Here is a 25,373-nt window from a genome sequence, read left to right on the forward strand (position 1 = left end):
AAGAAGCAGTGGGCCGCGTCTACGTGGCCGGCGGTCGGTACCGGATCGTCTTCGCCTTTCCGAGAGCTTCAATCGTCTCCTCAACGCTGAGGAGCACAGTCGTCTCGATAGAGCTGAGCGCGCCTCCTGCGCCGATGGCTAGCGCGACAGCCGCCATCGAGACGGTATCAGGCGCCTCCCACAGGTTCCAGCCATCATGCTCACCAAAGCCGTACCAGAACCCGTGGAGCTTTCCCCCTACTGATTCAATATACGTGCGTGCCGCCTCTCGGCGATCCTCGGGGTTTTCGATCATGCGCGCCCACGTCTCGGGTGTGTAGCTGAAGCGCGTGAGATACATCGCCATGGTTTGCCTCCTCCGTCAGCACAGTCCAGTTAACGCTCAGTCCAGAGCTAACGCGAATCATTTCCACCGTGCGGACATGTTGCGGTGAATGGTTTCAATTTCGCCGTTTCTCTTGGCGCGGCGGGCTCCAGATAATCCAGCCACAATCCGCAGAGGGCAGAATAGACCCGAACGGTCGCTTCTAGGAGGATTACCATTGGGCCGCTTGAAGGTTGAGCGCTGCGGCAGTGGAGGGTGGATTTTGGGAGAAAGGCCATGTCTAGCTGGAACTCCGGCCGCATCATCGGCCAGAAGCCTCCATTGAAGCCGAAGGAGGTCTGGGCCATCCAAACCCGCCTGCAGATGTCGAGTGCGGTGCGCGACCTGGCGCTGTTCAATCTCGCGATCGACAGCAAACTGCGGGCTTGTGATCTCGTCGCGATCTCAGTTGCCGATGTTGCAATTTCCGGCAGGGTGCGCGACCGGGCGATCATCATCCAACGGAAAACAGGCCGACCAGTGCAATTCGAACTGACCGATCAAACGCGGGAGGCTGTCGGTGCCTGGATCGGACGTCGGAGGCTCGGTGAACGGGATTACCTGTTTCCCAGCCGAGTGCACGCAAAGCCGCATCTGTCGACGCGGCAGTATGGCCGGATCGTCGAACGGTGGTGTCGAGCATCGGGCTTGATCCGAAGCGCTACGGCACGCATTCGATGAGGAGGACGAAGGCGGCCCACATTTACAAGAAGACAGGCAACCTGCGCGCCGTCCAGCTCTTGCTCGGGCACAGGAAGCTGGAGAGCACCGTGCAGTACCTCGGAATAGAGGTGGACGACGCCCTTGCCTCTGAGCAAGTGGAACTCTAGGCACTCAGGGCGGCATTTCTCGTCTTAAATGCCGCCCTGAGCCTGCTTAAAGCCAAAGATCGACCCTTTGCGGCCGCCCGCCGCTCACACATTGAACGTCCCCTGCTGGCGCGCGAAGCAGACTTCCTTGCCGGAGCTCGGATGTGCTCCGTACCGGGCGCAGCGTCTTGCCCCGCCCTCAAACAGATTTTGAAACAATCATTCGCTGAGCTTTAGAGATGCCGAAGGCAGTCAAGGGGTAACCAACAAGCCCAAGAGTGAAGCATGCTGGACCAATGCAGCGAACCGCGCTCCAATGCGGATGAATCAACTGCGTTGTAGTGAACCCTTCACCGCTATATTGGCACTCCATGAACGCTGTCGCGTGAACCGTACGTCGATCGCCCCCAGGGCACCGAATTCGCAATAAGAGTGGTCGGCAACGGGTGTCGCCGACTGCCGCCGTTCGTTGAGCTGCCGACACACGTCAAATTCCCTTCAGCCGAGAACCCTGAAGGATGCCCAACTCCTCCAGGACGGGATAGGCCATTGAGGCCAGAAGCGAATTGATCTGTTTCAGATCTCTGACGGTGTCGAGATGGATCGAGCTCGTTTCGATGCTTTTCGCCGTTCCTTCGCGCAGGCGCTTGAAATGGCTCGTGTTGGCGGATTTCTCCAGATCGCGAAGGCGATCTTTCTCTTCTACGAGCTGGCGGGCAGATTCGGCGTCGCGGGAAACCAGAACGTTAAAGGCGAGCCGCGCGTTTGCAAGCACGGTGCCGTGGAAATCGAGAAGTTCTCTCCAACCTTCTGGCGTGAATTCCAAGCCTCGAGCGTTCCTCTTTCGCGCATGCGTAAGCATATTGCCGACAATAATGTCACCCACCTGCTCGAGCTTCACGCAGGCGCCCAGCAGTTCTCGGCACCGGAGCGCCTCGTCGTGGCTCAGGGAGCGCGTTGCCAGTTTGGCGAGATATAGCTTGATGCTTTGATGCTTGGCGTCGACCCGATCGTCGAGCGTGGTCAGGGACTTGATCTTGTCGTCTCCAGCCAATTCGTAGAGCTCGATGATACGCTGAAGCATGTTTTCTATCAGCTCGCTGACGGCGACGACCTCTCGCGTGGCGTTGCCAAGTGCCTGCATTGGCGTGTCGAGCGCCGCCTCGTTGAGCACAGTGTGCGCGACATCCGTCGTTTCCGGCCGCGTTGTGTTAGAACTCGTCATGCGCTCTGCCAGACGGACGACAGGTCCTACGAGCGGAAGGCCGACCAGTGCGAGCATGACATTGAAGATGACGTGCCAGTTCAGCATCGCCAAGGCGGGACTGTCGCCCAAGCGCTCGTAAGGCGGATGCAGCAGGATGATCGCGCCGAGCGCCGTCAGCGCGCCGGCGCCACGAAGAAGCAGGTTCCCGATGGGCACGATGCGCGAACGCGGCGGCGCGGCGCGCGTTAACATGGCAGCGATGATGCCGCCGCCGACATTGGCGCCCAACACCAGCACTACACCAAGGGTCAACGGAATGAGGTTGCGCTCCGCAAGCGCCGCGAACAACAAAATAGCAGCGACGCTGGAGTGAAAGAGCCAGGTCATGATTGCCGCGACAAGAAAGGCCGTTACCCTGTCGTCGGCAAGATAGCGCACAATGACCGGCAGGAGCTCGCTATGTCTAAGCGGTTCGGAGGCCTCACCAATCAGCCTGAGCGAAAGAATAAGGAGCCCGACACCAATCAGGATGCGTCCGACCTGGAGCAATTCGCGTTTTTCGGTGGACATGAAAAACGCGGTACCGGCGACGAGGCAAAGCGGGGTCACAAAGCTGAAGTTGAATGACAGCAACTTGGCAACGATCGCGGAGCCCAGATCGGCCCCCAACGCCGCCAGCAACCCGGACGAGCCGCCGACGATACCGGCCCCCACAAAGGCGCCAACGATGAGGCAAACTGCCGTAGCACTCTGCAGGCAAATCGCAAGGATGCTGCCGGCGCCGACGGCCAGCATCGGATTCTCGAGAGTTCCACGCAGGCGCTGGCGGAGCAGATCTCCATACGCTCGTTCAACGCCGGTACGGACCATGCGTGTGGCAAACAACAGCAACGCGACGGCACCCGCGAGATTGAGCAGAACCAGTGAACCGCTCATCGACGTTGCGCCTCAGTGCGAGCCGTGCCGAACGTCGAACGCATTGTGAATGCGCCGATCGGGCTTTCATGGCAGGTTCCTGGCGTCAGGACTTGACATCGCTGCGAAGGGAAAAGCATCGAGCACCTCCAACTTGGCAAATGGGTTGCTAGTTACAGAGACAGCCGGAGCCGCTGCGAACGTCATTTCCTGCGCAGTCGCTCGAGCGCCGCCGTGTGAAGCGTTTTGTTCGCCGCCATGAGGACAGTTTCGTAATGGCTCGCGTCGTCCAGCGGCCGCCCCTCCCAATCCGAAATGACCCCTCCGGCACCCTCGATGATCGGAATCTGTGGCAGGATGTCGTAGTCGAACACCTTGCTCTCGACTAAGAGGTCAACACTGCCAAGCGCGAGCAAACCGGCAGCATAGCAATCATGCGACAGTCGCGTGAAACGCGCCCCTGCTGCCAGGTCTGAAAAGCGTTCCCGTCCTTGGACGTCGAATTGCTCCATCGCCGACGTATAGACAATTGCCTCATTGAGACAGGACGTGGCGCTTGTATGGATTTGCGTGCCATTGAACAGCGTCGGCCATCCGCGGCGGCCAATCCAACGCTCTTCGGTTATAGGCTGATCGATGATTCCGAGCAGCGGCATGCCCTGATACAGCAGCGCAATCTGCGTACCGAATGCCAGCGAGCCGGAGGCGAAGGATTTCGTGCCGTCAATCGGATCGAGCACCCACACCCATTCCGCATCCGCCTTGGAGTGGCCGAACTCCTCGCCACGAATGCCGTGGTCAGGGAAACGGTCCTCAATCATCCGCCGCATCGTCATTTCGGCAGCCCGATCAGCCTCTGTGACGGGACTCGCATCTGCTTTGGCGGCAATTTCGATCCGCTGACGAAAATATGGCCGGATCACCGCAGCGGCGGCAGCGACCATTTCGTGAGCAAACGCCAGAAACACTGGCGGACAGACTTGTTCGACAGTCATCCTTCAATCCTCTCGGCTTCTGTTGCAATTTCCTGCAATAAAGTTCTGACAGTTTCGACCTGCCTATGCGCGGCAACGAACTCCTGCCGTAGCCGCGCTGCCAGATCGCCGGATCCGATATCCGTGAAGCTCGCCGAGCGCGCGGGAATGAACGGATCCAGGCCGTCAGAGGGAAAGCGCAGCGCAGGCGCAAAATAGCCTTCTTCCTCCTCCAGCCCGAAGGCCAGAACCTGCGGTCGATCGGTGCCTAGTAGCAGCAATTCCACAAACATCGCGTGCATCGGCAAATCACCCTGCCCCGACAGACAGGCAAGATGAGCCCAGCCGCCGCGATCCGGTTGGACGAGGCAGTCCTTGACATGCACCTCGGTGATATGCGGCGCCTGAGCCCTCAGCGCCGGCATCGGCAATTCGAAGGCATTGATCATATTGCCGAAATCGAACAGCAGGCTGAGGCGCGGATTTGCGACAGCCTCGAGAATATGGATCAGCTCTTCCGACTTGAGATCTTCGTGCTGTTCGAGCGTGTAGCGGAGCCTGCCGTGTGGATCAAACTCCTTGAGGCGCCGCAGGTCCGCGATCGTCGAGTCGACTATCTGGGAAATGCGGCCCTCATATCGTGGATAGCAGCGAAGCGAGGTGGCGCCAGTGGCAAGCGCGATGCGCGCGGCGTCAGAAAGACCGGCCACCTCCGTCGTGCTGGTCTCGACATGCAGTTCCAGACCGAGCCCGTCCACCGCCGCCGCAAAGGCGCGCAACGCGTCATCAGGCATCCTGTTCAGGCTTGCCTGTTCGCCGTCTTCGACATGGATTTTGAGGCCGGAGAGACGCCGCGCACTGGCGAACTCGGCCAGATGCAACGGCGTCATGCCGCCAAAGCGCATATTGAGATGAAAAGCGTAGGCATGGGCAAACAACGGTGCGCTGCGGGCCCGCGATGCAAGCCGGGTACGGCTTTCGACAGGAAGGGCTGCAATTCTCTGCCGCCAGTCCGGGCGCGGCATGACGTTCCATGGCATATCGGTCACGATGCCGGCTCCTTCGCAAGCGATCGGGTTTGTTGGGGGGGGGTTAATTCGGCTCTGTCAGGCGGCCAGAACGAGCAGGTCGCGATCCGAGACACTGACCTCGACCGGCGTGCCGACCGAGGGCGGCGGCCTGTCGGGCTGGTTGAAGGTGTCGAGCGAGACAAGCTGACCGGCGACCGCAACACGGATGCGGATCACCGAGCCGAGGAAATGCACCTCGGCAATATGGCCGGAGAGAACGACGTTGCGCTCCTCTTTGCGCCCCAGCGCCACCGTTTCCGGCCGGAGCGCCAGGCTGACGCGGTCGCCGGTCCGGCCGGGTAGCGTCCGGTTCAGCGCCACTGGCACGTCGCCCAGCCCGATCCGGCCAGCGGCGGCATCCAGCAAGTTGGCGTCCAGGAGGTTCAACGTACCCACGAACTGCGCCACGAAACGCGTCGCCGGCCGATTGTAGATTTCGAACGGTGTACCGACCTGATCGGCGACGCCTTGATGCATGACCACCACGCGATCCGACATGGACAATGCCTCTTCCTGATCATGCGTCACGAAAATGGTGGTGATGCCGAGCTCGCGTTGGATGCGACGGATTTCCTCGCGCAGGCTGACGCGGATTTTCGCATCGAGCGCCGACAGCGGCTCATCGAGCAGCAGCACCTGCGGGCGCACCGCAAGCGCGCGCGCCAGCGCCACCCGCTGCTGCTGGCCGCCGGAAAGTTGGAAGGGATAGCGATTGCCGAGCTGCGGTAGCCCGATCAGTTCCAGCATTTCGGCGACACGCACGCGGGTCTCGGCCTTGCCCTCACCCGCGACCCGCAGGCCGAAGCCGATGTTCTGCTCGACCGTCAGGTTGGGAAACAGCGCATAGGCCTGGAACACCATGCCGATCTTGCGCCGGTTGGCGGGCTGGCCGGTGACGTCCCGCCCGTCGATGCGGATTGCGCCCGAGGTCGGCATCTCGAAGCCTGCCACCATCCGCAGCACCGTCGTCTTGCCGCAGCCGGAAGGACCGAGGAAGGAGACGAATTCGCCCTTTTCTATGCCGAGGTTGAAGTCCTTGACCACGCGCTGTGCGCCGAAGGATTTTTCCAGATGATGAATGTCGAGGAAGGCCATGGTTCAGCGCCTCACGGTTGAGAATTTGGAAAAGCGGGTGAAAAGCTGGATCAGTCCCATGCAGACCCAGGTTATGGCGAAGGCGACCACGGCCAGCGCCGAAGGCTCGTAGGCGCGATTGCCGCCCATCCAGACCATGTAGGGGCCAAAGGAGTTGACGTTGAGCAGCGCGGCAAAAACATACTCGCCAATGACAATTGCGAAGGTCAGGAAGGCGCCCGACAGTACCGACACGAAGACGTTCGGCAGGATCACGACGGCGAGGATGCGCGCCCAGCCGGACCCGAGACTTTGTGCGGCTTCCGTGAGGCTGGCGATGTCGATAGTGCGTAGGCCCGTATCCACTGAACGGTACATGTAGGGCAGCGACAGCGTTGCATAACCGAACACGAGGAGGATGTTGGTGCCCCACCAGCTTCCCGTCAGCGGCAGGATGGAGGAGGTGTTGTAGATGCGAATATAGCCGAAGACGATGACGATCGGCGGAATAACCAGCGGCAGCAGCGTGATGAATTCCACGATGGGGCGCAGGCCGGGAAAGCGTAGCCGCACGAAATAGGCCGTGGGCACGACGATCAGGATGCCGAGCACGATGGTCAGTAGGGCCAGCATGACCGAATAGCCGAAGGTCTGCTGAAATTGCGTATCGGCGAGCACGATGCGATAGGCTTCGAAACTGTAGCCGCCACGCTGCATGCGCAGCGAGAAATCAAACATGCCGACCAGCGGAAGCAGGAAATAAATCCCGCCCAGGACGACGGCGAGCCAGGACCAGAGACGTTTCCCCATCATTTGACCCACCTCTCGGCGCGCAGGCGCAGCAGGATATAGATGCCGTTGGCGACAGCGGTGAGCACGATCATCGCAAACGCGATGGCGTAGCCGAGATGCGGATCGTTGAGCACGTCGCCACGGATCTGCGCAAAAAGCACGATCGGCGCGATGGAAAGGGATGAGCCAGTAAGTGCGATGGCGGTCGCAACGGCACCGAAGGCGTTGGCGAAAAGCAGCGCCAGCGTGCCGAGAAGCGAGGGCCACAATATCGGCAGCGCTACCAGGCGCCAGTATTGGAAGCCGGTGGCGCCCAGGCTTTCGGCCGCCTCGCGCCATTCGCGCCGCAGCCCCTCCAGCGCCGGGGTGATGATGAGCACCATCAGCGGGACCTGGAAATAAAGATAGGTGAGCGCCAGGCCGAGGAACGAGACGATGTTGAAGCCGAGGCCGTAGAGATTGATGCCGAACCAGTGGCGCAGCAGCATCGTTACGAAGCCGAGACGGCCGAGTGTCGCGATGAAGGCGAAGGCGAGCGGCACGCCGGCGAAGTTCGAGGCCACGCCGGAAAAGGTGAGGATGGCATTACGAAGCCAACGCGGCAGTTCCCCAAGGGTGATGGCAGCGGCGATGAAAAAGCCGAATACGCAACCAAGCGCCGCGGTCAGCAGGCTCAGTTCGATGGAGATCCAGAAGGCAGCGCGGATCGATGGTGAGAACAGCTTGCCGAGGTTTTCCAGCGTCGCCTGCCCTTCCGCATTGCGGAAGGCGCCGAGCACGATGTTGAGCGTCGGCAGGATCAGGAACAAAAGTGCGAAAAGGAAGAAGGGAGCGACCCCGAACCAGTTGAGTGCCTGCCGCGGCCGCACGGCGCTCGGCAGGATAGCTGCGCTTGTCGTCATTGGATTTTTCCCTGAAGCCGTTCCGGTCTTGCCGGAACGGCGTGAAAGGAGAGGCAGCCGAGACTTCGCAACGGCGTAGCCTTCGTGCGGGGGATCTCGCCCTATTTCACGTTGGCGCCGACCACCTTGTCCCAACCTTCGACGATGGCGGTCTTGTTGGCGGCCAGCTCGTCCACGGTCGGGAAGACGGCCTTTTCATAGGCTTCGGCTGGCGGCAGCTTGTCGAGCAGCTCCTGCGGGAACTTGCCCGCCTGCAGCATGGCGTTGAAGCGCGCCGGATGGCAGTAGCCCTTCAGCCAAGCGGTTTGGCCCGCGTCGGAATAGAGATATTCCATCCATAGTTTGGCGGCATTCGGATGCGGCGCAAAGGCCGAGATCGCCTGAACATAGACGCCGGCGACCACGCCGCTATCCGGCACGACGACCTCCATGGGCGGATTGCCCTTCAGGCCGTCGCGCCAGGCGAGCAGGTTGTAGTCCCACGCGGCCACGATCGGCGTCTGCCCCTGAGCGATGGTGCCGGCCTTGCCGAGCACCGGCACGAAGTTGCCGGCCTTGTTCAGTTCCGCAAAGAGTTCCAGACCCTTGCCGCCGGATTCCGCGCCGGGCTTGCCCCCACGCGAGAGGCCTGCCGACATCAGCGCAAGGATCGCCTGCGCGGACGAACGCGGATCGCCGGTCAGCGCGACGGCGCCGGAATAGTCGGATTTCAGGAGATCGGCCCAATCGGCCGGCGGGGTGTCAAGCAAGTCCTTGTTCACGCCGAAGGCCATCACGCCGTAATAATCGCCGTACCAATAGCCCTTCTCGTCCTTGATGTTGGCCGGGATTTCGTCCCACGTGGCCACCTTGTAGGGCTGCAGCAACCCCTCCTCGGCAGCCGCTGGCGCAAAGGCGAGGCCGAGGTCGACGACATCGGGCGCCTGCGAGCCCGTATTGCCCTTGTTGGACCGGATTGCCTCCAGCTCGTCGGCGGTGCCGGCATCCGGGTTCAGCTCGTTGACCGTAATGCCCGGATACTTGATCTTGAAGCCCGCGATGACCTCGCCGTAGTTGCACCAGTCATGCGGCAGCGCGATGACCGTCAGCATGCCTTCCTTCGTGGCGGCGGCCACCAGTTCTTCCGGCGCCTCGGCGCGGGCAAGGCCCGGTAGCGCGACGGTCAGGGCGAGCGTGGCGATGAATGCGCGGCTCGTTGCGCGCGATACAAGCTTCTTCATGGTTCCTCCTGTTGACCGTCTGTGACGGATCGTGGGCAATGGCTGCTGTTGTCTGTCTTGCATCCGGTCGTCGGCGCCGCCGTCTATCCGGGTTCCCCTTGCACTTTGTTCGCGTCTTGCCGAAGGGCTCGAAGCCGTGCGTTTTCGTGTAGGGGCAGGATGCAACAATTGGACAAGAATAAAATGTCCATTATGATGCATTCAACCGTACCAATTTTGCGGAGGCATACCGGTGATCAAACAGCTCGAAGGCCCGATTCTGCCCTTCCTGCGCCTTGACGCCGGGGTCGCGTTGCCGAAATTCCGCCAGGTGCAGGACCAATTGCGGATGGCGATCCTGCACGGACACCTGCGCGCGGGAACCCGCCTGCCAGCGAGTCGCATCCTTGCCGAGGAACTGGGGCTGTCGCGCCAAACCGTGGTGCGGGTGCTAGAGAACCTGAAGGCGGAGGGTTATCTGGAAGCGCGCCAGGGGGCCGGCACTTTCGTCGCAGCGGCCCTGCCGCGCCAATCGCCGAAGCCGCGCTTCGCACCAACCCGTGGAGACGCACCGGACATCGCATTGTCCCGCCTGTCGCGGATCGGCGAGCTTTCTCGCCAGATGTCGGCTGATATCGGCCAGATGGAAGAAAAGCCGTTCCTGCCCAACCGACCGGCGCTCGAACGCTTTCCCTTCGCCGTCTGGCGAAAATGCTGGAATTCGGTGACGCGCAGCGGCAAGGCGACCATGGGCTATGGCGATGTTGCGGGCGAGCTGGTGCTGCGGCAGAGGATCGCCGAATATCTGGCCCTGCACCGACGTGACCCTTGCGATCCGGAGCAGATCGTCATCACGCCCGGCGGGCACGCCGCCTTCACGCTCGCCGCACTTGCGCTTGCCGATCCCGGAGACGGGATATGGTTCGAGGATCCCGGCCCCCTAACCACCTGTAACCTGTTTCGTACGCTCGGGCTGCACCTGTGCTTGGCAGATGTCGATGCCGACGGCATGGATGTCGCGGGCGTCAGCGCCCGCTATCCCGATGCGCGGCTCGCTTTCGTAATGCCGTCGCGCCACCATCCGCTCGGGGTGACGCTGTCGCTGCCGCGCCGGCTCGCCCTACTCGAATGGGCACAGGCAAGCGATGCGTGGATCATCGAGGACGACTACGACAGCGAGTTCCGCTACGACGGTGCGCCGCTACCCTCCATGCGTTCCGTCGACAGCCATGACCGGGTGATCTATGCGGGCAGTTTCAGCAAGGCGCTCTATCCAGGCATCCGCATCGGCTATCTCGTGCTGCCGCCACAGCTGGTGGGCGTCTTTCGCAATCTTGCGGGGCTGATCCATCGCAGCGTTCCGGTGGAAGCTCAGCTCGCGCTTGCCGAATTCATCGGCGGCGGACATTTCGCCAGCCATTTGCGCCGCATGCGCGGCCTTTACGTAGAACGCCGCGAGGTCTTCATGGAGGCGGGAGGAATGGCCCTTGCCGGCCTCGCACGCCTCGATTGCTCCGAAAGCGGGCTCAACGCGCTCGCCTGGCTGGAAGGCGGCCGGGAGGACCAAGCCGTGCATCGCGCTGTGCTCGACGCGGGGCTGCAATGCTATCCGCTCTCGGACTATACAATCACGACGCCGCGGCCAGGCGCGCTCATCCTCGGCTATGCCGGCGTTCCGGCGGACCGCATGAAGCCGTATCTTCTACGGCTTGCGGAAGCGATCGCCCCAGCATGATGGCGCAACGGGCTACCATGCGGCTCAGGAACACCTCGATGGCAGTGGCCCATTCATGCGACCGCTCCGCATCGTTGCAATCCCGCCGGGCGGTCACATAACCGATACCTCGCAACATTCCCTGCCCCCAACTCAGTGCTGGACGACGCGCACCGGCGTGCCGCTGCGCTGCGTGGCGCCGACGCCGGGCGCAACACTAACCTCGGCATTGGAGGCAGCGAGCAGCGGCTTGCCGCAGACGATGTCGGAAGCCCGCTCCGCCAGCATGATCGTCGGCGCGTTGAGATTGGCGTTTGGCTCCGAGGGAAAGACGGAACTGTCGATCACCCTCAGTCCGTCGATGCCGCGCACCTTGAGCTCGCTGTCGACCACGGCCATGGCGTCCTCGCCCATGCGGCAGGAGCCACAGGGGTGATAGGTGCTCTCCATGGTCTCGCGCACCCAGGCGTCGATCTCGTCATTGCTGCGCACACTCGCGCCGGGGGCGATCTCCTCGCCGCGGAACCGATCGAAGGCCGGCTGGGCGATGATCTCGCGCGTCAGCCGCAGACAGCGGCGAAAACCCTCGCGATCCTCCTCGCGGTCGAGATAGTTGAACAGGATATGCGGCTGCTCGTGCGCTTCGGGCGAGCGCAGATGCACATAACCCCGGCTCTTCGGCTTATTCGGCCCGGTCAGCACCATGAAGCCGTGGCCGTCGAGCGGCTTCTTGCCGTCGTAGCGCATGGCGGCGGGCAGGAAATGGAACTGGATGTCCGGCCATGCGAGCGACGCATCGGACCGGATGAAGCCGCCGCTTTCGAAATGGTTGGAGACCGACAGCCCTTTCTTGAACAGCAACCATTCCGCGCCGATCAGGGCGCGGCTCAGGAGGCCCATCTTGCCGTTGAGCGTGATCGGCTCCTTGCAGGAATATTGGATATAGACCTCGGAATGGTCCTGCAGGTTTTCGCCGACGCCCGGCAGATCGTGCAGAACCGCGACCCCGGCACGCTGAAGCACCCCCGCGGGACCGATGCCAGAGCGCTGCAACAGGTGCGGCGAGCCGATCGGACCGGAGGAGACGAGCACCTCGCGGTTTGCGCGCGCGACATGACGCTCGCCGGCGAGTTCATATTCGACGCCGATGGCGCGCTTGCCGTCGAGCAGCACGCGCCGCGTCATCGCGTGGGTCACGACTTTAAGATTCGGACGGCTCATCGCCGGCTTCAGGTAAGCATTGGCGGTCGACCAACGCACGCCGTCCTTCACGGTCATGTGCATCGGTCCGAAGCCCTCCTGCATGGAGCCGTTCGGGTCGTCGGTGGCGATATAGCCGGCCTCGCGGCCAGCATCGACGAAGGCTCGGTAGAGCGGATTTTTCATCTTGTTGCCGGCGTTGGTGGCGAGCGGCCCGGAAGCGCCGCGATAGGCGTCGCCTCCGCCCTGCCAGTTTTCGGCGCGCTGGAAATAAGGCAGGCAATTGGCATAGCGCCAGCCGCGTGCGCCCAGCTCCTCCCACTCATCGAAGTCGCGCGCATGGCCGCGCATGTAGACCAAGCCATTGATCGAGGAGGAGCCGCCGATGACCTTGCCGCGCGGGCAATGCACTCGCCTTCCGTCGAGGCCGGGTTCCGGCAGGGTCATGTATTTCCAGTTGTACTTGGTGCCATTCATCGGGATGGAGAGCGCCGTCGGCATCTGGATGAAGATCGACTTGTCGCTGCCGCCGTATTCGAGGACGAGAACTTTCGTGGCCGGTTCTTCCGACAGGCGGTTGGCGAGCACGCAGCCGGCCGATCCGGCGCCGATGATGATGTAGTCGTAGGTGTCGGTCATGGTGGTCTTCTCCGGACGTTATGGATACTGGCCCCAGCCGCGGCCGCGGGCGAAGAGCCGGGTCAGGGCGTAGTGGACGGCACCCGCCGCAACACAGGCGGGAATGGAGGCGGTCAGGTATTTGAAGGCCGGCAGGCTGGCGAGCGTCTGCGGATTGAAGACGACGACATAAACGATGCAACCGATGGCAAGCGCGAAGAGCCCGATCGGATTGAAGCCTGCCCAGAAGCGGTAGGGGCCGTTTTGCTGCGGTCCGTGCAGGCTGCGCACGTCGAGCTTCTGGCCGCGCAGGAAGAAGTAGTCGACGATGCCGATGCCGGCGAGCGCCGAATTGAGCGCCGAGGTCCAGACGAGGAAGATGAAGAACCCGTCATACATCTGCGGGTAGAAGACCACGAGGCCGAGCGGGATGACGCAGAACAGGAAGAGGATCGTGCCCCACGGAATGGCGCGCACGGAGGCCGTTCCCACCTGGCGGAGGCCGACGATGGACGTATAGAGGATGTTCGCCATCGAGGTCATGTTGGCGAAGGCGACGAAAAGCAGCGCGACGATGCCGATGATCGGACCGGCGATCTTTGTCATCCAGATCGTCGGATCGCTTTCGCCGAGCGCCACCGCCGCCAAAAGGCCGACGATCTCGCCGAGTGCGGCCGCCCCGAAGATGCCGAGAACGTTCGGCCAGAAGGCTCTGCGCTCGTTCTTCGTCAGTCGCGCCAGATTGCCGATGTAGGGCCACCAGGAGAAGCCGGCGGCGAGATTGACCTCGACGGCGACGATGAAGTTCAGCGTGTTGTCCTCGAAGGGGGGCGCGAGCGCCGGCAGCGCCAGAAGCTCGCCGAAGGAGCGCTGGCTGAGGATGAGATAGAGCATCACACCCATCAGCAGCACCAGAGCCGGTGACACCACCATGTTGAAGAATTTGATCGAAGTCGGCCCCTTGGCGACGACGAACCAGGTGAGCAGGATGGCGCCGACCGATGCGACGGTCATCTTGACGCCGGTCGGGTTGGCCGCTTCCCCGGCGCTGAGCGCCATCAGGCCGTCGATCGAGCGGCCGAACATCATGGCGAGAACCGCCAGCCACCCCATCGTCAGCAGCACGACTGCCAGCAGATAGACGACGCGGCTGCCGTTGTAGCCGAACTGGCTGCGCAACGCGATGAACTGCTCGATGCCGTAGCGTCCGGACATGGTGGTGGTGGCGAGCGCCGTCAGCACGACACCGATGATATTGCCGATGACGATAGCGGCAATGCCCTCCTTCGGCCCGACGAAGAGACCGACGGCGCCACCGATCAGGAACGCCCAGGTGGCGATGGCGAGCGCCGAATTGGCATAGGTGAATTCCCAGAAGCCCCAGAGCCTCTCGGATGGCAGAAGCGGCGCATCGCCCCGCTCGGCGCAGGCGCGATAGAAGGCGGCATCTGTCCGCTCGGTTTCGATGACCGCCAGACGATCATGTGCAACATCGTCGGTCATCTCAAGCCCCCCAGATCCAGAAGCCGATGACGAGCACGAGCGTCAGCGCGGTCATGCCGGCATAGTCGAGTGCGGTCATCACGCCCTCGAAACGGCTTCCCGCCTCGATGTCCTCGTAGATGCGGGCGCGCCGCGTGAGTTCGTTCTGCCAGGCGATATCGTTGTTTTCCATCGTCGTTCCCCTTTTCGCGTCGCGCCTTCTGGCGTCTTTCCGCGAAGACAGTTGCGGCTCCATCAGCCGCCGATCTGCGAAGGTGGAGTCCGCCTTCGCTGCTACCGAACCCGGACGGGTTCCGTATAGAAGGGCAGCCGGTCGATCCTCGGCGACCAGTTGCCATTTTCGACAACGCGCCGCACATGGGCGGCAATTTCCTCCATTGGCGCGAACCAGACGTCGCCGCGCTTCAGAACCTGCTCGAGAAAACGATGAACCACCTCCCAACGCGCGAGCCGGCCGGTGGCGAAGGGATGCACGACCGGCACCCAGAGCGCGCCGTGGCGGTAAGCGGCCGCGAACTCCTGCGCGAAGGCGGCAAAGCCCTGCTCTGGTGCGCGGATCGGCATCATGTAGTCAAGGTCCACCGACTGGACGTATTGCGGCCAATCGTCGAGTCCCCAGTGAGACGGCAGTTCAACGAGCCGCCCGGCGCCACACTCCAGCAAATAGGGAATGTCGTCACCCATCAGCGAGGCGTCGTAGTCGAAGCCACGCGACACCAGGAGATCGGCGGAGCGATGGGAGAAATTGTAGAGCGGCGCGCGCCAACCCCGCGGCCGCTTGCCGCTCGCCTTCACGATCACCTCGATGCCGCGGTCGAGCCAATAGGCTTCGTCCTCGTCGGAAAGCTCGCGCGGGTGCTCGTGCAGGAAACCATGATGGGCGAGCTCGTGGCCGCCTTCGAGGATGGTTTCGATCGCCCGCGGATATTGCTCGATACACCAGGCCGGCACGAAGAAGGTCTGTTTGATGCCGAGTTGCCGGTAGCTTTCGACGATGCGCGGGACTGCCACCTTCGGGCCGTACTGCAGCATCGAGATCGCCGAAACACGGCTGTGGCCATCCTGCGGATGGGCGATATGAATGAGGCTGTCGGCATCCATGTCAAAGGTAATGCAGGCGGCGCAGCGTGCGCCGTTCGGCCACGGAATGGGATTGCTGATCACGGCATGACACTCCCGCCGTTGCTACCGACACCCTGGCCAGTGAAGTAGCGCCCTCCGGATCCCGCGAGGAACAGTGCGAGTTCTCCGATCTCCCCGGGCTTCCCGAAGCGGGCGAGCGGAATGGCCAGTTCCCTGGCGCGCCATTCGGCGCTCATATGGGCAGCACCCAGCATTTCGGTGTCGATCGGACCGGGGCAGATGGCGTTGACCAGGACGCGCGGCGCGAACTCCTTCGCCCAAGAGCGGACCAAGCCAAGAACGCCGTGCTTGGAGGCGACATAAGGAGAAAAGGTCTCGCGGCCGTAATAGGCCATGTCCGAGGCGATCATGATGAGTCGCGCCGGCGCCTCGGCGGACCCCTCCATCAGCCCCAGCGCCATCTTGCCGACCAGAAAGCTGCCGCGCAGGTTGATGGCGATTACCCTGTCGAAATCGGCTATCGAAGTTTCGAGCAACGGCGCCTCGTGAATGATCCCGGCGCAATGCACGACTACGTCCACCCCACCGAATTTTTTCAGCACCGCCTCACCCACGAGCGTGACGGCGTTTTCGTCGGAGACGTCGCAGGCGAGCGTGAGAACCTCGACCGCCCCTGCCCTTGCGGCCGCATCCGCGGACTCGTCCGGTTTGCGGATATCGGCGAGCGCAACACGCGCACCCGAAGCGGCAAAAGCCATGGCACAGGCCGCGCCGATACCGCGATATGCGCCGGTGATGAGAATGCGTCGGGTCATGCCATCACCTCGCCGCGATCGAGCATCAGCGCCTGACCAGTCATATCCTTGGCCCCGTCGGAGGCGAGGAAGAGATAGGGGGCGGCCAGATCCTCCGGTTCCAGCAGGCCGGGCAGAACCTGGGCTCCGACGATCTCGGCCAACAGGTCCTCTTCGCTGCGGCCAGTGCGCAGCGACATGTTTTGGAGTGACAGCACGGCCGCCTCGGTGCGCACCCAGCCGGGGCAGACGGCGTTAACGCGGATCCCCTTCGGTCCGAGCTCCTTTGCCATAACTCGCGTAAAGCCGAGATTGGCGTGCTTGGAGGCGATGTAGGCGGAAAATTCCGGCACGGCCACCCTGCTCCAGATCGAGCCGGTGATGACAATGCGCCCACCCGCTGCCATTCGCGGCACGGCATGCCGGGTGACGTAGAACGTCCCGTTTGTGTTGATGTCGGTGATGCGGCGAAACGTGTTCTCGACGGCATCGTCCTCATCGAGCAGCGGCGTGATGCGTTCCAGCCCGGCATTATTGACGAGGACGTCGATGCGGCCGAGGGAGGCGATCGTCGCCTTCACGGCTGTACCGTCGGTGATGTCGCATTCCAGCGCCGCGACCTTCCGGCCGAAGCGGGCCGACATTTCGTGGGCCGCATCATGGATGCCGGCGCCGGAGGAAAGGATCGTTACGTCGGCGCCGGCCGCGGCGAATCCCTCCGCCACCGCCCGGCCGATGCCGCGGCTCGCCCCCGTGACCAGCACGTGTTCGCCGGAAAAATCGTAGCGGATGCGTCCCATGATCTCAGCCCTTGTTCGCATGCATGACGCGGCCGATGAGGTTCATCAGCACCTGCGCGGCGAGGATCGCGGTGGAATCGGAATGGTCGTAATCCGGCGCGACCTCGACCAGGTCGATGCCGACGACGGTGCCGCGCTTGGCGAGCGCGGCGAGGATTTCCAGCACCTCGTAATAGATGAAGCCACCATGCGACGGCGTGCCGGTGCCCGGCGCAATCGAGGGGTCGAAACCATCGATGTCTATGGTCACGTAATAGCGCGCGCCGGCCGGCACGCGCGCGACCACCGTCTCCGTGCCGAGCGCCCGTATCTGGCGCACGGAAAGGATGTCGGAGCCCATCGTGCGGGCATCCTCATAGCCTTCCTTCGCCGTGGAGGAAACGTTGCGGATGCCGAGTTGCGATAGCCCGCTGACATAGGGCTTTTCCGCGGCGCGGCGCATCGGGTTGCCGTGGCCGTAGCGCACGCCATGTCGCTCGTCGACGAAGTCGAGATGCGCGTCGATCTGGACGATGTGGATCGGCCCGTTCTTGGCACAGTCCTCATCAAAGGCGCTGATGCAGGGGATGTTGACGGAATGATCTCCACCGAGCACCACCGGTAGCGCGCCAGCAGCGAGGATCTTGCGTACGCCGTATTCGATATTGGCGTGGCTTTTCGTCGTGTCGGTATGGACGATGTCGGCGTCGCCGATATCGACGATCGAGACACCGTCGTTGGGAAGGTAGGTTACGTCGTCTTCGTGGTCATAGGCGCCACCGTGCCCGAAGGAAAACAGCGTCGATGCCTCGCGAATGGCGCGCGGTCCGAAACGTGTGCCGGCCCGCCATTGCGTGCCGCAGTCGAAGGGTGCGCCGAGAATTGCAACGTCCGCTTCGATCGCATCCCAGTCCGGCTGATAGGGATATTTGCCAAAGGTGCAAATGCCGACAAACGGCAGGTCCAAACGTCCGGCCTCATAGGAATTTCTAGCCATATTACCACTCCTCAGGTGAGAGGAGTTTGACGAATGACGAATATATCTAAAAGGTCCTATGTTTGTATGTTTAGTTGTGTATTAATCAATGTATGATCAACAAGGTTCGCCAACGAGTTCTGAATTTATCGCTGGGAAACGCAGAACTGCGGCTCCTTCGCGTCTTTGCGTCGGTCGTCCAGCACGGTGGGTTCTCCGCCGCCCAAGCCGCGCTCGGCATGACGCAGGCGACAATCTCCACCCATATGCGCCACCTGGAAGAACGCCTGGGCCTCCGCCTATGCAGCCGCGGGCGCAGCGGTTTTCTGCTCTCTGACGAGGGACGGCTCGTCTACGAGGCGACGCTGGAACTCTTCGGCTCCCTAGAAAAATTCCAGAGCCGCGTCGGCGAAGCACAGGGTGAGCTTACCGGCAGTCTCAGCTTCGGCACCGTGGACGCCATGATCACCAATCTGACTCTCGACCTGCAGGGCGGGCTTGCCGCATTCCACCGGCAGGCACCGCGCGTGCATCTGGAAATCGACGTCGCCGCGCCGCAGGTGTTGCACCAGGGCCTCCTAAACGGGTCCTACCAGATCGTGCTCATGCCCTCGGTCGGTAGCGTCATGCCGCACGTCCGCAGCCAGTCCGTCTTTTCCGAAGTGCAGAAGCTCTACTGCGCCCAGCGGCACCCGCTCTTTAACATGCCCGATGCCGAAATCACCGACGAGATTCTGGAAGCCCAGTCCTTCGCCGGCCGCACCTATATGCTGAATGAGACGATCTGCGGCGTGGACTTCACCTGGGCGGCCGCGACGCCGCATATGGAGGGAACGCTGCTGCTCCTCCTCTCAGGCGCCTATATCGGCTTCCTGCCCGATCACTATGCCGACGAATGGGTGCGCAACGGCCGCCTGCGGGTGCTTGCGCCCGAGCGGATGACCTTTGAGGACATGTTTCATATCGCTTATCCGCGCAACAAGCCGTCCCGCGCGGCCGAAACATTAGCCCAGGCCATTACAGAGAGCGTGCGCAAACCGCATTGTTAGACTTTGAGGCCATGATGTGCTCCTTGAAACGGATATGTGGTCACGAACCACAAATGAGCGATCGCCCTTCAGTACCGGATCATGATCACTCCTTCGTTGAACCAAGAAAGAAACGCAGCCGCCTTCTCTGGAAGCCGGTCGGCAGCGGCGAGTGCGCCGATGTCGAGGCCGAGCCGGCGGGCAATCGAGGAGCGGATTTGCTCCTTTCTAAACTGGCCCTTAATCTCTCTGGATTTCAGTCCCCAGTTAGAGTGTAAAGAACTCATTCAGCACGAAGATCAAACCCCAGCGCTTCCATCCGGCCGAGTAGGCGAGCGTGCCTATGCCGCACCCGTAAGACATTCTCCGGGCATTTCCACCGCATCGAAAATCTCGACACGATTATTGAGGCCAGCAGCGACAACTGCCGCAGGCCAACATTCCGCGTGCTGGTTCCCGTTAATACATTATGCGATTTTGGAAGCACGAACGAGAACATCTCCCGCTGCGACGCCTCGAGCGGGCTGAGGTACGACCGCTATCGACCCAGCTGCGGCTCGCTATAGTTGCGACAATGTCGGGTGCCGGTGAGCAATGTTGCCGTTTGACACTGTTGCTGCGAATTTCCCTAATCCACCCATCCACGACGCTTCGGTGGATGGAAACTAGCCGCGGCAGTAATGGCAATGGTACAGTGAATACTTTGCACTGAGCTCTGACATTCAACTTCCAGCCACCAATGCTGATCCGGCGCGAGGTGCGGTCGCGTCGGCTGTCTACCGCGACAGAGAAATGCGCTTCACCCAGTGCAGCGAAGGCCCGTCTTCATCTCTCCGCCGTCGACCATGAACGCGAGAACGCGCTCCAGCGTCACCGTTCCGATCGTCTGCCTGTCAGGGTCGACAACCGCAATTTCTGTTTCCCCGGCGCGTGTCATTACCCTTGCTGCTTCTTCTAATGTGGCGCCAACCGGCACCGAAACTCTCGTTACTGAATCGGCGGTGCGCGGTCCGAGCGCGATCGTCTCGATTTTGAGCACGCGCGCGCGGTTCACTTCCTTGACGAAGCTTGCGATGTATTCATTGGCGGGGTTCATCACAATTTCTTGGCCGGTTCCCTGCTGCACCACCTCACCGTCTCGCAAGATCGCAATCCGATCGCCCAGCCTCAGCGCTTCGTCGAGATCGTGGGTGATGAACACGATCGTTTTCTTGATCTCCTTCTGGAGGTCGAGCAGCACTGTTTGCATGTCCATGCGAATGAGGGGGTCGAGCGCAGAGAAGGCCTCGTCCATGAGGAGAATCGGCGCATCGCTCGCGAGCGCTCGGGCAAGTCCGACCCGCTGCTGCATTCCGCCCGAAAGCTGGTTCGGATATTTCCGTTCAAAGCCCTTGAGCCCCACACGTTCGATCCACTGCATCGCGCAATCTATCTGGCGCGTGCGCGGCGCCCCTTGAATCTCCAGGCCGTAAAGCACGTTTTCCACAACGGTACGGTGCGGAAGAAGGGCGAACTTCTGGAACACCATCGCCGTTCTGTGCCGACGGAATTCGCGCAGTTGCCTCGAGTCCATCTTCACCACGTCTTCGCTGCCAATGAGGACCTCGCCCGACGTCGGATCGATCAGGCGATTGATGTGGCGGATCAGCGTGGATTTCCCCGAGCCGGAAAGACCCATGATCACCTGAATCCCGCCAGCCGGCATGGAGATGTTGATGTCCCTCAACCCGAGAACATGACCGTAGCGACTGTTCAGTTCGGCTTTGGTGAGACCGTCTTCCACCAGCTTGATATAGTCTGCGCCGTTGGGCCCGAATATCTTGTAGAGGTGTTTGATCTCGATACCCAAACCACCGATTTTTCGATTACCCATGAACAATCTCCCGATGCTTCTGTAGTCGCAGACCATAGGCCTGGCTGACCCGGTCGAAGATGATGGCGATACCGACGATGGCGAGGCCGTTAAAGATGCCGAGCGTGAAATATTGGTTGGAGATCGCCTTCAGCACCGGCTGGCCGAGACCCTGCACGCCGATCATCGAGGCGATGACGACCATGGCGAGCGCCATCATGATCGTCTGGTTGATGCCGGCCATGATGGTGGGTAGCGCAAGCGGCATCTGCACGTTCTTCAGCTTCTGCCAGTTCGACGAGCCGAAGGCGTCGGCCGCTTCCAAGACGTCCTTATCGACGAGGCGGATGCCGAGATTGGTAAGCCGGATCATCGGCGGAATGGCGTAGATGATGACGGCGATCAGGCCGGGAACCTTGCCGATACCGAGCAGCATGACGACCGGAATCAAGTACACGAAACTCGGCATCGTCTGCATGACGTCGAGGATCGGGTTGAGAGCATTCTGCACCCGATCGGAGCGCGACATGACGATGCCGATCGGTATGCCAATAACAATGGAGAGGACCGTACAGACGAAGATCATCGAGACCGTCTTCATGGTGTCGTCCCACATGTCGAAGTAGCCAATGAGGAGCAGCGTGCCGACGGCGCCGGTGACGATCTTCCAGTTGCGGCTGGCGAGCCAGGCGATGAGGCCGAAGCGCGAAAGCCCTCGTCGATTGCCTTCTTGAGGTTGCGAAGCCCGTTAGCATCCATCGTCGGAAATTTCATGAACCAATCCATGCCGATCCCTTTCTCGCCTTGCTGGCCGCAAAGCATCCCCGCATCGGCGCGCCAGAAGGCGCGCCGGCCGATTGTTAGATGAGGTGTTGCTTAGAGCGCGGCTTTGATATTTTCCGCCACTTCCGGCGAGACCCACTGGGTCCAGAGCGCTTCGTTCTCTTCCAGAAAGTGCTTGGCGCCATCCTCGCCGGTCGCCTGGTTATCGGTCATCCAGGCCATCAGTTTATTGACCGTGTCGTTCGTCCAGGAGCGCTTACCGAGATAGCCCATGACCTCGGCGCCCGCGCGATCCGAGAAACCTTTGGTGACAAGTGTCTGGACCTTGTCCTTCGGCCAATCGTTCTTCTTCGGGTCGGCGCAGTCGGCAACCGTGTTGCAGCGCTTCCACTCGGCCTCGTTGAAAGCGACGCCGTGGTCGAGCTTCACCATGTCGTACTTGCCGAGCAGCGCAGTCGGTGCCCAGTAATAGCCGACCCAGCCTTCGTTGCGCTCGTAAGCCTTGGCGATCGAGCCGTCGAGGCCGGCGGCCGAGCCGGTGTCGATCAGCGTGAAGTTGGCTGCCGCGCCGCCATAGGCCTTGTAGAGCTGGCCAGTCACAACCGTGCCGCCCCAACCGGCCGGGCCGTTGTGAACGGCCCCCTTGCTCTTGTCTTCTGGGTCAGGGAAAAGTTCCGGATGCTTGAGGGCGTCGTCTATCGTCTTAATGTCTGGGTGGGCGTCTGCGACGTATTTCGGGATCCACCAGCCCTGCACGCCACCGTCAGAGAGCGAGTCGGCGGCGGCGACGAGTTTACCGTCCCGGATACCGCCGTTGACGACCTCCGGCAGCAGGCCGACCCAGCCTTCAGGCGCGACATCCGGCTCACCCTTCTCGATCATCGAGGTGATCGTCGGAACCGTGTCACCCACGATAATTTCGGCGTTGCAGCCATAGCCTTCGGTCAGGATGAATTTGTCGAGCGCGGCAAGGACCTCGGCGCTCTGCCAGTTCATGCTAGCGATGGTTACGTCGCCGCAGGCGGCGTTCGCGGTGCCCGTCACGGCCAGAAACCCGGCAACGAGGCAGGCAGAAGCAAGCAGTTTCTTCATCATGTTTCCTCCCAATACGATGTCCGTTCTTCGTCCCTGACGCCATCGCCAAACATCGAGGACTGTCGGGCGGCTCCGGCTCCTCCACGAACCGGCACCACCGTTGTCCGTCAGCTCGGCAGATACTCCGCGCTCCATGTTTCGCTTGCCGTTTCCGAAGCGATCATCCGATCGATCTCAGCATCGGTGTAATTCAGGGCCCTGAGGACCGAGCGCGTTGAGGCGCCATATTTTTCCGCCGGAGTCACTGCGATGACCTTGCCGACCGTCGGCCGGATCGCGAAAGGATCAAGCTGGGTAACCGCGTGACCGCTCGGATGGTCGGGGAAGATCGAAAAGGAATAGCTGCCACGGTCGGTGCCCGGAGTTCCGTCCGAAACCCTCGCACTCCTGGCCCTAATCGTCTCGATGTTCTCGCAAAGCGACACGCCGACATCGGCCTGTAACAATCGGTGCTGCCAGGTTTCGGCCGGTGCGGACCTGAAGGCGCGGGCAAGCCAGCCTTCACGGTCTGGCACCGCGACCGAATCGAGCCCCTCCAGCCCTTCAACAGTTATAAGCCGCGGCAGATCCTTTTCGGTTGCGCATAGGAGAAGATAGTCACCGGATCCTGTTTCGTAGAGCCGTGACAGGGCGTCATACCCTTTGATGTCGCGGCCGGACGGCTCGTCGAAGGGCCCGCGCCCCTCGTATTCATAGCAGAACGGAATCTGCGCAAGTCCGGTCAACGCCGAAAGGGAAGTCCGTGGCCGGCCGACGATACCCGTCTTCGATTTCTGATAGAGGGCAGCCGCCACACCCAGAGCGGCTCCAAAGCCGCACATGACATCGATCGTACCAACATGCGCATGCTCTTCCGGCGTCTGCATCGATCCGCCAAAACGCAGCATGATGCCCGTTGCCGACTGGACCAGATCGTCATAGCCGAGATAGTCTGTGCGCGGCCCCTTCCTCACGCCGCCGAAGCAGTCGAGTTGGCAGAAGATCGCATTCGGATTGAGCGCCTCCAGGCTCTCGGCATCGAGGCCCATCCACTTCACTTGCCGATCGGTGGCGTTCCAGACCACGACATCAACGGATTTTACCAACTGTTCGAAGACCACTCGCCCGTCGGGCGAGCCGATATTCAAGAGAACTGACTGCTTGCCGCGCATATGCGACATGCCGAAAATCACGGTATTCCAGCAGTCGTAAAGCGGCTTGGCGGGGTCAATCTTGATGACCTCCGCCCCGAAGCGGGCGAGATAGGCGACCGAATGGGGACCGGCTATGACGTTGCAGAGGTCAAGCACCTTTACGCCATTCAGCCAGCCTCCGGAGTTGCTCGCCGTCGCGGCCGGCACCTGCAACGAGCCCGTGCGGGACAGCAGTTCCACCGCTTCATCGACAGATCCCCACCGTCGCGGTTGCGGCGTAAGCATGGCTTCGGCGCTTTCCTGGAGCCAAGCCAAAGGCCCCGGCTGCGTCATGCGTCCGTAAACCGGATCGTCGACCTTGATCATCAGCCCCGCGGCGTTGGCGTGATCATCGCTGATCCACTCCTTCAGCCAGCGCTGCGGCGCGCCCGGAAACAGACCTTCCCCAAAAATGCGTTCCCATTCTGCCGCCGTCTTCGTCAGGAAAACCTCTTTCATCCGAGCCGCGATTTTGTCGGCCCAGTGTTTCGGCAAGGGATAAACGCCAAGCGAGACATCCGAAGACCACTGCGAAACCGGCAGGTAAGTGTCTTCCTCTTCGCGAAGACCCTCGGCGGCGAGCGCATCGTAGAGGCCCAGCGCCTGCAGGCAGCGCTTTGCATGATTCCTGTGGCTGGGGCAGACGACGTAAAACATGCGCCCATCGCTGCACATGTAGCTGCGATAGAAGGGATCCAGAAACTCCTGGAGGTCCTCGTAGGACATGTCCATCGGCAGGCCTTCGCGCTGCCGCCGCTCGATCTCTCGCTCGCGTTGGGTCTGGTAGCGCAGCGGATAGTCGTCGATCTTGATCGAGTTATAGGAGAGCCCCTCCATCACCGCGCTTGCCAGTGGCACTTCGATATGGTCGCCGTGGCCGGTGCGTTCCCGTGCCTGGAGCGCGAGCACCGTCGCGGAGGCCGCCAGCATTGTGCCATAGGCGGAGGCCAACGGCAGCGGCGAGAAGGACGGGTTGATGCCCATCAACACCCGGTTCAGCCCCATATCGGTGAAGACACCGGAGGACGCCGCAATCACCGTTTCGAAAGCCCGCCAATCGCGGCGCAACTGGTCGTTGGAGGCAAAACCGGGGATCGACAGGGTAATCAGCTCCGGGCGCGCCGAGCGTAACGCTTCAAAATCGAGGCCAAGCCGGGCCATGACGCCGGGGCGGAAATTCTCGATGACAATATCGGTCCCGGCAATGAGCGCCCTCGCCTCTTCAAGTCCATCCGCGGTCTTCAGATCGATGGTGACGATCAGCTTGTTGCGATTGAGGATCGCGTTCGCGGGATTGTCCCACATGGGACCTCCGGGTGGATCGACATGCACGACGGTTGCGCCGAGATCGCCGAGGATCATGGCCACCGCTGGCCCGGCGATATATTGGCCGAAGTCGACCACCCGAACGCCGGATAGCGGAAGCGCCGAACGCGAGATCGATGTCATTGAGGTGTCCTCCCAAAGTAT

At 61.8% G+C, this 25,373-nt stretch carries 20 protein-coding genes and 2 pseudogenes; 3 read left to right on the forward strand and 19 right to left on the reverse strand.

What is annotated here, in order from left to right:
- Nucleotides 1-19: 19 nt before the first annotated feature.
- Nucleotides 20-346: a GYD domain-containing protein gene (locus RHIBR816_RS0118510; protein ID WP_018238072.1), complete on the reverse strand. Its 327-nt coding sequence runs from the start codon at nt 344-346 to the stop codon at nt 20-22.
- A gap of 342 nt (nt 347-688) precedes the next feature.
- Here RHIBR816_RS0118510 and RHIBR816_RS0118515 point away from each other — a divergent pair.
- Nucleotides 689-1,194, forward strand: a pseudogene (locus tag RHIBR816_RS0118515) (tyrosine-type recombinase/integrase).
- A 466-nt stretch (nt 1,195-1,660) separates the two neighbouring features.
- Here RHIBR816_RS0118515 and RHIBR816_RS0118525 read toward each other — a convergent pair.
- From RHIBR816_RS0118525 to RHIBR816_RS0118555, 7 genes are all read right to left on the reverse strand, one after another.
- A complete protein-coding gene (locus RHIBR816_RS0118525) occupies nt 1,661-3,316 on the reverse strand; it encodes a Na/Pi cotransporter family protein (RefSeq protein WP_018238073.1) in 1,656 nt (551 codons plus the stop codon).
- A 182-nt stretch (nt 3,317-3,498) separates the two neighbouring features.
- Nucleotides 3,499-4,290 (reverse strand): inositol monophosphatase family protein, encoded by a 792-nt coding sequence (locus RHIBR816_RS0118530; RefSeq protein WP_018238074.1) that lies wholly within the window; start codon nt 4,288-4,290, stop codon nt 3,499-3,501.
- The gene (locus RHIBR816_RS0118535; protein ID WP_084811112.1) at nt 4,287-5,309 is read right to left on the reverse strand and encodes a sugar phosphate isomerase/epimerase; all 1,023 of its coding nucleotides are present in this window, start codon (nt 5,307-5,309) and stop codon (nt 4,287-4,289) included. The genes RHIBR816_RS0118530 and RHIBR816_RS0118535 overlap by 4 nt, the downstream gene beginning before the upstream one ends.
- A gap of 66 nt (nt 5,310-5,375) precedes the next feature.
- Complete coding sequence (locus RHIBR816_RS0118540) at nt 5,376-6,434, reverse strand: ABC transporter ATP-binding protein (protein WP_018238076.1); 1,059 nt, start codon at nt 6,432-6,434, stop codon at nt 5,376-5,378.
- A 3-nt stretch (nt 6,435-6,437) separates the two neighbouring features.
- Nucleotides 6,438-7,226, reverse strand: coding sequence for an ABC transporter permease (locus RHIBR816_RS0118545; protein WP_026187170.1), 789 nt, complete (start codon nt 7,224-7,226; stop codon nt 6,438-6,440).
- Nucleotides 7,223-8,107: an ABC transporter permease subunit gene (locus tag RHIBR816_RS0118550; RefSeq protein WP_018238078.1), complete on the reverse strand. Its 885-nt coding sequence runs from the start codon at nt 8,105-8,107 to the stop codon at nt 7,223-7,225. The genes RHIBR816_RS0118545 and RHIBR816_RS0118550 overlap by 4 nt, the downstream gene beginning before the upstream one ends.
- A 101-nt stretch (nt 8,108-8,208) precedes the next feature.
- Nucleotides 8,209-9,327 carry an ABC transporter substrate-binding protein gene (locus RHIBR816_RS0118555; protein WP_018238079.1) on the reverse strand — a complete coding sequence of 373 codons (1,119 nt, stop codon included), beginning with the start codon at nt 9,325-9,327 and terminating at the stop codon, nt 8,209-8,211.
- Between the two features lie 232 nt (nt 9,328-9,559).
- Here RHIBR816_RS0118555 and RHIBR816_RS34395 point away from each other — a divergent pair, with 232 nt between their 5' ends.
- Nucleotides 9,560-11,041, forward strand: a complete 1,482-nt coding sequence (locus RHIBR816_RS34395) for a PLP-dependent aminotransferase family protein (RefSeq protein ID WP_018238080.1) — start codon at nt 9,560-9,562, stop codon at nt 11,039-11,041.
- 132 nt (nt 11,042-11,173) lie between these two features.
- Here the strand turns inward: RHIBR816_RS34395 and betA are convergent, their stop codons facing one another.
- From betA to speB, 7 genes are all read right to left on the reverse strand, one after another.
- Entirely contained in the window at nt 11,174-12,859 is a 1,686-nt protein-coding gene (gene betA / locus RHIBR816_RS0118565) for a choline dehydrogenase (RefSeq protein WP_018238081.1), read from the reverse strand.
- Nucleotides 12,860-12,877: 18 nt separating this feature from the next.
- The gene (locus tag RHIBR816_RS0118570; protein WP_018238082.1) at nt 12,878-14,341 is read right to left on the reverse strand and encodes a cytosine permease; all 1,464 of its coding nucleotides are present in this window, start codon (nt 14,339-14,341) and stop codon (nt 12,878-12,880) included.
- A gap of 1 nt (nt 14,342) precedes the next feature.
- The gene (locus tag RHIBR816_RS36180) at nt 14,343-14,513 is read right to left on the reverse strand and encodes a hypothetical protein (protein ID WP_018238083.1); all 171 of its coding nucleotides are present in this window, start codon (nt 14,511-14,513) and stop codon (nt 14,343-14,345) included.
- Between the two features lie 101 nt (nt 14,514-14,614).
- On the reverse strand, nt 14,615-15,505 hold the full coding sequence (locus RHIBR816_RS0118580; protein WP_018238084.1) for a polysaccharide deacetylase: 891 nt from the start codon (nt 15,503-15,505) through the stop codon (nt 14,615-14,617).
- Nucleotides 15,502-16,239: an SDR family NAD(P)-dependent oxidoreductase gene (locus RHIBR816_RS0118585; protein ID WP_018238085.1), complete on the reverse strand. Its 738-nt coding sequence runs from the start codon at nt 16,237-16,239 to the stop codon at nt 15,502-15,504. Before RHIBR816_RS0118585 ends, RHIBR816_RS0118580 begins: the two co-directional genes overlap by 4 nt.
- A complete protein-coding gene (locus RHIBR816_RS0118590) occupies nt 16,236-17,018 on the reverse strand; it encodes an SDR family NAD(P)-dependent oxidoreductase (protein ID WP_018238086.1) in 783 nt (260 codons plus the stop codon). Before RHIBR816_RS0118590 ends, RHIBR816_RS0118585 begins: the two co-directional genes overlap by 4 nt.
- Nucleotides 17,019-17,022: 4 nt before the next feature.
- Complete coding sequence (gene speB, locus RHIBR816_RS0118595) at nt 17,023-17,994, reverse strand: agmatinase (RefSeq protein ID WP_026187173.1); 972 nt, start codon at nt 17,992-17,994, stop codon at nt 17,023-17,025.
- A 92-nt stretch (nt 17,995-18,086) separates the two neighbouring features.
- Here speB and RHIBR816_RS0118600 point away from each other — a divergent pair, with 92 nt between their 5' ends.
- Nucleotides 18,087-19,022, forward strand: a complete 936-nt coding sequence (locus tag RHIBR816_RS0118600; RefSeq protein WP_018238088.1) for a LysR family transcriptional regulator — start codon at nt 18,087-18,089, stop codon at nt 19,020-19,022.
- Between the two features lie 778 nt (nt 19,023-19,800).
- On the opposite strand, the gene RHIBR816_RS0118610 is transcribed toward RHIBR816_RS0118600, so the two are convergent.
- The 4 genes and pseudogenes from RHIBR816_RS0118610 to RHIBR816_RS0118625 form a co-directional block, all read right to left on the reverse strand.
- A complete protein-coding gene (locus tag RHIBR816_RS0118610) occupies nt 19,801-20,874 on the reverse strand; it encodes a glycine betaine/L-proline ABC transporter ATP-binding protein (protein WP_026187174.1) in 1,074 nt (357 codons plus the stop codon).
- Nucleotides 20,867-21,639: pseudogene (locus tag RHIBR816_RS34400) on the reverse strand (ABC transporter permease). The gene RHIBR816_RS0118610 and the pseudogene RHIBR816_RS34400 overlap by 8 nt, the downstream one beginning before the upstream one ends.
- A 90-nt stretch (nt 21,640-21,729) precedes the next feature.
- Nucleotides 21,730-22,728, reverse strand: a complete 999-nt coding sequence (locus RHIBR816_RS0118620; RefSeq protein ID WP_018238092.1) for an ABC transporter substrate-binding protein — start codon at nt 22,726-22,728, stop codon at nt 21,730-21,732.
- 110 nt (nt 22,729-22,838) lie between these two features.
- A complete protein-coding gene (locus RHIBR816_RS0118625; protein ID WP_018238093.1) occupies nt 22,839-25,352 on the reverse strand; it encodes a CoA transferase in 2,514 nt (837 codons plus the stop codon).
- Nucleotides 25,353-25,373: the final 21 nt, after the last annotated feature.

This window comes from Ensifer sp. BR816, assembly GCF_000378985.1.
Taxonomy (GTDB): Bacteria; Pseudomonadota; Alphaproteobacteria; order Rhizobiales; family Rhizobiaceae; genus Sinorhizobium.

Excerpts from the sequence above, each read along its gene's own strand:
- RHIBR816_RS0118535 (WP_084811112.1), bottom strand. The coding sequence starts at position 5,309 with ATGCCATGGAACGTCATGCCGCGCCCGGACTGGCGGCAGAGAATTGCA.
- RHIBR816_RS0118590 (WP_018238086.1), bottom strand. The coding sequence starts at position 17,018 with ATGGGACGCATCCGCTACGATTTTTCCGGCGAACACGTGCTGGTCACG.
- RHIBR816_RS0118555 (WP_018238079.1), bottom strand. The coding sequence starts at position 9,327 with ATGAAGAAGCTTGTATCGCGCGCAACGAGCCGCGCATTCATCGCCACG.
- RHIBR816_RS0118545 (WP_026187170.1), bottom strand. The coding sequence starts at position 7,226 with ATGATGGGGAAACGTCTCTGGTCCTGGCTCGCCGTCGTCCTGGGCGGG.
- RHIBR816_RS0118620 (WP_018238092.1), bottom strand. The coding sequence starts at position 22,728 with ATGAAGAAACTGCTTGCTTCTGCCTGCCTCGTTGCCGGGTTTCTGGCC.
- RHIBR816_RS0118600 (WP_018238088.1), top strand. The coding sequence starts at position 18,087 with ATGATCAACAAGGTTCGCCAACGAGTTCTGAATTTATCGCTGGGAAAC.
- RHIBR816_RS0118550 (WP_018238078.1), bottom strand. The coding sequence starts at position 8,107 with ATGACGACAAGCGCAGCTATCCTGCCGAGCGCCGTGCGGCCGCGGCAG.
- RHIBR816_RS0118625 (WP_018238093.1), bottom strand. The coding sequence starts at position 25,352 with ATGACATCGATCTCGCGTTCGGCGCTTCCGCTATCCGGCGTTCGGGTG.
- RHIBR816_RS0118570 (WP_018238082.1), bottom strand. The coding sequence starts at position 14,341 with ATGACCGACGATGTTGCACATGATCGTCTGGCGGTCATCGAAACCGAG.
- RHIBR816_RS0118610 (WP_026187174.1), bottom strand. The coding sequence starts at position 20,874 with ATGGGTAATCGAAAAATCGGTGGTTTGGGTATCGAGATCAAACACCTC.
- RHIBR816_RS0118530 (WP_018238074.1), bottom strand. The coding sequence starts at position 4,290 with ATGACTGTCGAACAAGTCTGTCCGCCAGTGTTTCTGGCGTTTGCTCAC.
- RHIBR816_RS36180 (WP_018238083.1), bottom strand. The coding sequence starts at position 14,513 with ATGGAAAACAACGATATCGCCTGGCAGAACGAACTCACGCGGCGCGCC.
- speB (WP_026187173.1), bottom strand. The coding sequence starts at position 17,994 with ATGGCTAGAAATTCCTATGAGGCCGGACGTTTGGACCTGCCGTTTGTC.
- RHIBR816_RS0118540 (WP_018238076.1), bottom strand. The coding sequence starts at position 6,434 with ATGGCCTTCCTCGACATTCATCATCTGGAAAAATCCTTCGGCGCACAG.
- RHIBR816_RS0118510 (WP_018238072.1), bottom strand. The coding sequence starts at position 346 with ATGGCGATGTATCTCACGCGCTTCAGCTACACACCCGAGACGTGGGCG.
- RHIBR816_RS0118585 (WP_018238085.1), bottom strand. The coding sequence starts at position 16,239 with ATGACCCGACGCATTCTCATCACCGGCGCATATCGCGGTATCGGCGCG.
- RHIBR816_RS0118525 (WP_018238073.1), bottom strand. The coding sequence starts at position 3,316 with ATGAGCGGTTCACTGGTTCTGCTCAATCTCGCGGGTGCCGTCGCGTTG.
- betA (WP_018238081.1), bottom strand. The coding sequence starts at position 12,859 with ATGACCGACACCTACGACTACATCATCATCGGCGCCGGATCGGCCGGC.